This is a genomic window from Rhizobacter sp. P3_B12, from assembly GCF_056402895.1.
In genome coordinates this window covers 1-7,241 of sequence record NZ_JBFUGN010000248.1, presented here as the reverse complement: position 1 = coordinate 7,241, position 7,241 = coordinate 1, and the positions used below count along the sequence as shown (strand labels likewise).

At 69.9% G+C, this 7,241-nt stretch carries 10 protein-coding genes; 1 reads left to right on the top strand and 9 read right to left on the bottom strand.

All coding sequences use genetic code 11. From position 1 onward, the window contains the following. The 7 genes from AC1D01_RS14895 to AC1D01_RS14865 all read right to left on the bottom strand — a co-directional run. A partial coding sequence (locus AC1D01_RS14895; RefSeq protein WP_477867484.1) for a hypothetical protein occupies positions 1 to 191 on the bottom strand: 191 nt, incomplete at its 3' end. A gap of 186 nt (positions 192 to 377) precedes the next feature. Beyond that, the gene (locus AC1D01_RS14890) at positions 378 to 1,109 is read right to left on the bottom strand and encodes a lysophospholipid acyltransferase family protein (RefSeq protein WP_477867482.1); all 732 of its coding nucleotides are present in this window, start codon (positions 1,107 to 1,109) and stop codon (positions 378 to 380) included. Positions 1,110 to 1,113: 4 nt separating this feature from the next. Further along, positions 1,114 to 2,418 (bottom strand): dihydroorotase, encoded by a 1,305-nt coding sequence (locus tag AC1D01_RS14885; protein ID WP_477867480.1) that lies wholly within the window; start codon positions 2,416 to 2,418, stop codon positions 1,114 to 1,116. Then, on the bottom strand, positions 2,415 to 3,377 hold the full coding sequence (locus AC1D01_RS14880) for an aspartate carbamoyltransferase catalytic subunit (protein ID WP_477867478.1): 963 nt from the start codon (positions 3,375 to 3,377) through the stop codon (positions 2,415 to 2,417). The genes AC1D01_RS14885 and AC1D01_RS14880 overlap by 4 nt, the downstream gene beginning before the upstream one ends. Further along, complete coding sequence (gene pyrR / locus AC1D01_RS14875; protein ID WP_047499677.1) at positions 3,377 to 3,877, bottom strand: bifunctional pyr operon transcriptional regulator/uracil phosphoribosyltransferase PyrR; 501 nt, start codon at positions 3,875 to 3,877, stop codon at positions 3,377 to 3,379. Before pyrR ends, AC1D01_RS14880 begins: the two co-directional genes overlap by 1 nt. Before the next feature lie 22 nt (positions 3,878 to 3,899). Then, positions 3,900 to 4,313 (bottom strand): Holliday junction resolvase RuvX, encoded by a 414-nt coding sequence (gene ruvX / locus AC1D01_RS14870; protein ID WP_477867476.1) that lies wholly within the window; start codon positions 4,311 to 4,313, stop codon positions 3,900 to 3,902. Further along, positions 4,306 to 4,893: a YqgE/AlgH family protein gene (locus tag AC1D01_RS14865; protein ID WP_477867474.1), complete on the bottom strand. Its 588-nt coding sequence runs from the start codon at positions 4,891 to 4,893 to the stop codon at positions 4,306 to 4,308. Before AC1D01_RS14865 ends, ruvX begins: the two co-directional genes overlap by 8 nt. A 33-nt stretch (positions 4,894 to 4,926) precedes the next feature. On the opposite strand from AC1D01_RS14865, the gene AC1D01_RS14860 reads away from it, so the two are divergent. Further along, positions 4,927 to 6,399: a cryptochrome/photolyase family protein gene (locus tag AC1D01_RS14860; protein ID WP_477867472.1), complete on the top strand. Its 1,473-nt coding sequence runs from the start codon at positions 4,927 to 4,929 to the stop codon at positions 6,397 to 6,399. Here the strand turns inward: AC1D01_RS14860 and AC1D01_RS14855 are convergent. After that, positions 6,378 to 6,740 carry a hypothetical protein gene (locus AC1D01_RS14855; RefSeq protein ID WP_477867470.1) on the bottom strand — a complete coding sequence of 121 codons (363 nt, stop codon included), beginning with the start codon at positions 6,738 to 6,740 and terminating at the stop codon, positions 6,378 to 6,380. The genes AC1D01_RS14860 and AC1D01_RS14855 overlap by 22 nt on opposite strands. Positions 6,741 to 6,877: 137 nt before the next feature. Then, positions 6,878 to 7,237, bottom strand: coding sequence for a cupin domain-containing protein (locus AC1D01_RS14850; protein ID WP_477867486.1), 360 nt, complete (start codon positions 7,235 to 7,237; stop codon positions 6,878 to 6,880). Between the last annotated feature and the right edge of the window lie 4 nt (positions 7,238 to 7,241).

The window sequence follows — 7,241 nt, the reverse complement described above, 5'->3', positions numbered from 1 at the left end:
GTGCCGTTCCAGCCCTCCATGAGCCCGATCATGTAGCTCACGGACGCAGGCACCGAGTCGAACCAGACAAGGGTCGAAAAGTTGTAGCTCGCCTTGTACTGCGTGATCGGTTGCGCTGCAACCGACTCGACCCACCACAGGCACGCTTGCGCCATCAGCAGCATCAGCGCTGCCATCTTCCTGCGCTTCACGGAACGCTCCTCGTCTCGCCTCGACATCGGTGAACACCTGCGGTGTTTGACCGACTACCTGTGCTCGCGGCGAATCCTCTGGAGGAACTGCATCGACGCGGCCGGCGGATTAGACGTGAACGAAATGACCGCGGCAAGACTCGCCAGCCGCTGGAATCGTTGCCGCGCCGCGGATTTGACACTTGTTCACTTTTCCAGCGCCCCCACGATCCCCGCCCGCACCGCCTCCGACAACTCCCGCCGCTGCGCATGCGCCGAGTAATGCGCCGGCAGCACCGTCACCTGCGCCGTCAACCCCTCGGCCCTCACCACCCACCACAGCGATTGCAGCAGGCTGGTGTCGCCGATGTAGGCCGCGGCCGGGCTCACCGGCTGCGTCGCGTCGGCATAGCGCAGCGCGAGCGGCTGCACCGGCACGCCGGTGGTGATCGCTGCCTGCAGCAGGTTGGCGTGGAACGGCAGCACGCCATGCCCGTCGCTGGTCGTGCCCTCCGGAAAAACCGCGATCACGTGCCCCTCCTGCAGCGCCTGCGCCACCTGGTGCACCACGCGCATCGCGTCGCGCTTGCGCTCGCGCTCGATGAACAGCGTGCCGCCGCAGGCCGTCAGCCAGCCGATCACCGGCCAGCGACGGATGTCGGCCTTCGACACGAAGCGCGCCGTGTGCGCCGCATTGATCGCGAGGATGTCGATCCACGACACGTGGTTGGCGACGATCATCACCGGCGCCGCATGCACCTCGCCCCGCACCACGACACGGATGCCCAGCACCCGCAGCATCGCCGCACACCACGGCCCGACGCGCCTCACGCGCCGTGCAGGGCTCAAGAACGGAAAGATGAACGCGCAGATCAGCACCCCGCGCACCACGTGCGCGAGGCAGGCCACGATGCGCCAGACGGCGCGCAGCGTCCGCACGGCCTCAGCGGGCCGTCGGGGCTTCGAACGCCACCTGCCCGGCCACGATGGTCGCGGCCACGCGGCCCGGCAGCTCGTAGCCGGCAAACGGCGAATGCCGGCCCTGGCTGCGGAACTTCGCCGGCTCCACCGTCCAGCGCGCCGCCGGGTCGAACAGGCACAGGTCGGCCACGCCGCCTTGCACCAGCCGCCCCGCGCTCGAGCCGAGCGAGCCCAGGCTCTCGCCCAGCACGCGCACCGGGTCGCAGGTCAGGCGCGCCAGCGTCTTGGCCAGCGGCAGGCCCTGCTCGTCACCCCACTTCAGCGCCAGGCTCAGCAGCAGCTCCAGCCCGGTCGAGCCCGGCTCGGCCTCGGCGAACGGCAGGTTCTTGTTGTCCTCGTCGACCGGCGTGTGGTCGCTGACCAGCGCATCCACCGTGCCGTCAGCCAGCCCGGCGCGGATCGCGTCGCGGTCGCGCTGCTGGCGCAGCGGCGGCGTCAGGCGCATCGCGGCGTTGAAGTAGCCGATGTCGATGTCGGTCAGGTGCAGGTGATTGGCGCTCACGTCGCAGGTGACGGGCAGGCCTTCGTCCTTGGCGCGCCGCACCAGCGCGATGCCGGCCGCGCTGCTCAGGCGGCACAGGTGCACGCGCGCACCGGTGACGCGCATCAGCTCGAAGATCACGTGCAGCGCGATCGTCTCGGCGATCACCGGCACGCCCGACAAGCCGAGCCGCGTCGCCAGCGCGCCGCTCGCAGCCACGCCCTTGCCCAGGTGCGCATCCTGCGGCCGCAGCCACACGGTGTAGCCGAAGGTGGACGCGTACTGCATCGAGCGCTGCAGCACCAGCGTGTCGGTCAGCGGCGCATCGGCCTGCGAGAAGCCGACGCAGCCGGCCTCCGTCAGCTCGGCCATCTCGGTGATCGCCTCGCCGGCCAGCCCGCGCGTCAGCGCACCCAGCGGGTACAGGTGCGCGTGGTTCAGGTTGCGCGCACGGAACTTCAGCATCTCGACCAGGCCCGGCTCGTCGAGCGGCGGGTCGGTGTCGGGCGGGCACACCAGGCTCGTGACGCCGCCGGCCACCGCCGCGGCCATCTCCGATTCGAGCATGCCCTCGTGCTCGTGCCCCGGCTCGCGCAGCCGCGCCGCCAGGTCGACCAGGCCCGGCGCCACCACCAGCCCGCCCGCATCGATCGTGCGGCTGGCGTGGAAATCGGCGCTCACGCTGCCGATCGACACGATGCGGCCGGCCGCGATCGCGAGGTCGCCGGTCTGGTCCATGCCCGAGGCCGGGTCGATCAGCCGGCCGTTCTTGATCAGGAGTTTCATGCGTTGTTTCCGGCGATGGTGGACATCACGGCCATGCGCACCGCGATGCCGAAGGTGACCTGCGGCAGGATCACGCTCTGCTTGCCGTCGGCCACCGACGAATCGATCTCGACGCCGCGGTTGATCGGCCCCGGGTGCATCACGATCGCATCGGGCTTGGCGAGCGCGAGCTTCTCGTCGGTGAGCCCGTAGTTCTTGAAGAACTCGCCGGCGCTCGGCAGCATCGCGCCGCTCATGCGCTCGTTCTGCAGGCGCAGCATGATGATCACGTCGGCGCCGCGGATGCCCTCGGCCATGTCGTGGCACACCCGCACGCCCATCTCGTTCAGGTCGCCCGGCACCAGCGTCTTCGGGCCGACCGCGCGGATCTCGGGCACGCCCAGCGTGGTCAGCGCATGGATGTCGGAGCGCGCCACGCGCGAGTGCAGGATGTCGCCGACGATCGCCACCGTCAGGTTGCTGAAATCCTTCTTGAAGTGCCGGATCGTGTACATGTCCAGCAGCCCCTGCGTCGGGTGCGCATGGCGGCCGTCACCGGCGTTCACCACGTGCACGTGCGGCGCGCAGTGCTGCGCGATCAGGTAGGGCGCGCCGCTCTCGCCGTGCCGCACGACGAACATGTCGGCATGYATCGCCGACAGGTTGGCGATGGTGTCGAGCAGGCTCTCGCCCTTGGCCGCGCTCGATTTCGCGATGTCGAGGTTGATCACGTCGGCCGACAGCCGCTTGGCGGCGATCTCGAAGGTGGTGCGGGTGCGCGTGCTGTTCTCGAAGAACAGGTTGAACACGCTCTTGCCGCGCAGCAGCGGCACCTTCTTCACGTCGCGATCATTGACGCTCAGGAAGGTGCCTGCGGTGTCGAGGATGTGGTGGATCACCGCGCGCGGCAGGCCCTCGATCGAGAGCAGGTGAATGAGTTCACCGTGCGCGTTGAGTTGCGGGTTTCGCTTCGAGAGCATCAGCTGCCTTCCTGGATGTCGAAGGTGAATCGGCCGTCGTCGTCGCGTGCGAGACGAAGGCGTTGCTCGCGCGGCAGCGTGATGCGCGCCGCCGAGTAGGCCGGTTGGATCGGGAGCTCGCGCCCGCCGCGGTCGACCAGCACCGCGAGCGTCACGCTGGCCGGGCGGCCGAAATCGAACAGTTCGTTGATCACCGCGCGCGTCGTGCGGCCGGTGTAGAGCACGTCGTCGATCAGCAGGATCGGGCGGCCGTCGACCTCGAACGGCAGCCGCGTCGGGTCGGCGCTCGACATGCCGCGCGACGCGAAGTCGTCGCGGTGCAGCGCGCTGGAGATCACGCCGATCTCGCCCGGCAGCTTCAGCTGCGCGTGCAGCCGCTCGGCCAGCCAGGCACCGCCCGACCAGATGCCCACCAGCACGGTGTCGGGTTGCAGCAGGTTGCGCACGACGGCTTGCAGGTCGGTGTACAACGCCTCGGCGTCGAGAAGCAGTGTGCCCATCAGGTGGTCCTGTCGGTGGAGTTCAAGTCGGTGGAGGCCAAGGGAGGGCTCGCAGGTATTGCTCCAGGATGATGGCCGCCGACGCCGCATCGACGTCGCTCGCCCCCATCGCATGGGCCTCGGTGGTGGTGTAGCGCTCGTCGACCTCGTGCACCGGCAGCCGGAAGCGGCCGTGCAGCTGGCGGGCGAAGCGCTGCGCGCGGACGGTGTTCTCGTGCGGCGCGCCGTCGGGGTGCACCGGCACGCCGACCACCAGCGCGCTGGGCTGCCATTCGGCGATCAGCTTGCCGAGCGCCGCAAAGCGCGCATCGCCGACCGCCGCCACGGTGCGCAGCGGCGTCGCGGTGCGCGTCACGGTGTTGCCGGTGGCCACGCCGACGCGCAGCGTGCCGAAATCGAAAGCCAGGAACGAGCGGGGGGCAGCGGCCTCATGCATGCCCCGCCTCTTGCGAGAGCATGCGCGGGTCGATCCCCAGCAGCGACAGCGCCTTGTCGTAGCGCTGCTCGACCGGCGTGTCGAAGATGATGCCGGGCTCGGCACCGACGTTGATCCAGCCGTTGCGGCCGATCTCTTCCTCGAGCTGGCCGGCGCTCCAGCCGCTGTAGCCGAGCGTGACGAGGATTTTCTTCGGGCCGGCGCCGTGCGACAGCGCCTCGAGCACATCCTTGCTGGTGGTCATCTCGAGCCCGCCGGGAATCTGCAGCGACGAGYTGTAGTGCCCGCCCTCGCCCCCTTCGCCACCCAGCCGCTCGTGCAGCACGAAGCCGCGCTCGGTCTGCACCGGGCCGCCGAAGTAGACCGGCACGTCGGCGAGATCCGCGCGGTCGAGGGTCAGCTCGACCTTCTCGAACAGGTTCTTCAGCTTGATGTCGATCGGTTTGTTGATCACCAGGCCGAGCGCGCCCTTCTCGGTGTGCTCGCACAGGTAGATCACCGCGCCGGCGAAGGTGTCGTCGGCCATGCCCGGCATGGCGATCAGGAACTGGTTCGTCAGGTTGATGGTCGCGGCAGGCATCGGGGCATTTTATGACTGCGGCACACTCGCCCGATGGAAAAGGTTACAGAGCCGTCACTGGACGCCGCGCTGGTGTGGTTCCGGCGCGATCTGCGGGCCGAGGACCACGCCGCGCTGTTCCATGCGCTGAAGGTCGCCCGCAAGGTCTACTGCGGGTTCATCCTCGACCGCGAGATCCTCGATGCGCTGCCGCGCGCCGACCGGCGGGTGGAGTTCATCCGCGACAGCCTGGCCGCGCTCGACGCCCGGCTGCGCGCGCTGGCGCCTGGCGCCGCCGGCCTGCTGGTGCGCCACGGTTTCGCAGCCGACGAACTGCCGCGCCTGGCCCGGGCCCTGCACGTGCAGGCGGTGTACGCGAACCACGACGACGAACCGGCCGCGCTGGCCCGCGACGCCCGGGTGCGCGGCGCGCTGGCCGACCTGGGCATCGCGCTRCACACCGGCAAGGACCATGTGGTGTTCGAGCGCAGCGAGCTGCTGACCGGCAGCGGCAAGGCCTACAGCGTGTTCACGCCATACAGGAACGCCTGGCTGCGCAAGCTGGAGCCGTTCTACGTCAGCGCGTACCCGGTGGAACGCTACGCGCACCGGCTGGCGCCGCCGGCGGAAGATGTCGCGGGCGACATCCCGTCACTGGCCGACATCGGCTTCGAGCCGACCAACCTGCACGAGTTGCACCAGGGCACGGGCGAGGCCGGCGCGCGGGCGCTGCTCGACGACTTCCTGCCGCGCATCGAGCGCTATGGCGAGGCGCGCGACTTCCCGGCGGTGAAGGGGCCGAGCTACCTGTCGATGCACCTGCGCTTCGGCACCGTCTCGATCCGCACGCTGGCGCGCGAGGCCGCGCAGCGCATGCACCACGGCTCGGCCGGAGCGGCGGTGTGGCTGTCGGAACTGGTGTGGCGCGATTTCTACCACCAGGTGCTGCACCATCACCCGCGGGTGGTCGGCGCGAGCTTCAAGCCCGAGTACGACGCCATCAAGTGGGAGCACGGCAAGCACGCGCAGGCGCTGTTCGCGGCGTGGTGCGAGGGCCGCACCGGCTACCCGTTGGTCGATGCCGCGATGGCGCAGATCAACCAGACCGGCTACATGCACAACCGGCTGCGCATGGTGACGGCCAGCTTCCTGACCAAGGACCTCGGCATCGACTGGCGCTGGGGCGAGCGCTACTTTGCGCAGCACCTGAACGACTACGACCTGGCGGCCAACAACGGCGGCTGGCAGTGGGCGGCCTCGACGGGGTGCGACGCGCAGCCGTACTTCCGCATCTTCAACCCGGTGAGCCAGAGCGAGAAGTTCGACGCCGCGGGCAAGTTCATCCGGCGCTACCTGCCGGCGCTGGCACGGCTGTCGGACAAGGCGATCCACGCGCCATGGCTGGCGCGGCCGATCGAGCTCGCCGAAGCCGGCGTGCGGCTCGGCGACACCTACCCGCTGCCGGTCGTGATGCACGACGAGGCACGCGCGCGGACGCTCGAGCGCTACGCGGTGGTGAAAGGCTGATCGTCCGGGTCTTCGTCGGCGTCGTCGGGCGCGTCGCGCCCCCGCGAATCGCCCTGGCCGGTGTGTCGACGGCGCCCGCCACGCGATGCACCGGTCGCACGCGTGACGCCGCCCTTCGTCCGGGAGGTGGAGGGCGCCGCGCCCACGGAGCCTCCGTCGTCCCCCGGTGGATCCCCGCCGGTCACGTCCGCCAGCGCGTCGATCCCCTGCCCGTCCGAGCCGTCGAATCCCGCCGTCCCCAGCGTCACCCGGGCGCCGCCGCGGCACATCGACACCTTCCGCAGCAGGTAGGCCTGGCGGTCGGGCGCGGCGATCAGCGGCTCGATCAGGCCCAGCTGCACCGCGGCATTTCCAACAGGGGCGACTCCCACGGCGCGACTTTCACGGAGGATTGAAGACGAGCAGTGGGTGACCGCGCCGGCCCGGCGGTTCCGTCAGCGGCCCCGCGGCAGGTGCTTTGTCTGCCCGCCCCATGGCATCACAGCACGCGCCGCGGCGCCGCCGTCGCCGCATCGCCGCTGTTCGGCGTGCCGGTCGGCTCGATCAGCAACATGTGCACTTCTTCCTCGGCCCACGGCCGGTGCTGCACGCCGCGCGGCACGACGAACATCTGGCCCGGGCCGAGCGTGACCGTCCCGTCCGGCAGGTCGATGTGCAGCCGGCCCTTCAGCACGAGGAAGAAGTCGTCGGTGTCGGGGTGGGCGTGCCAGCGGTACTCGCCGTTCACCTTCACCACCATCACGTCGTGGCCGTTGTACTCGGCCACGGTGCGCGGGGCCCAGTGGTCGCTGAAGAGTTCGAGCTTGCCGTGCAGGTCGATCGCGTTCATGGAATTCATGGAA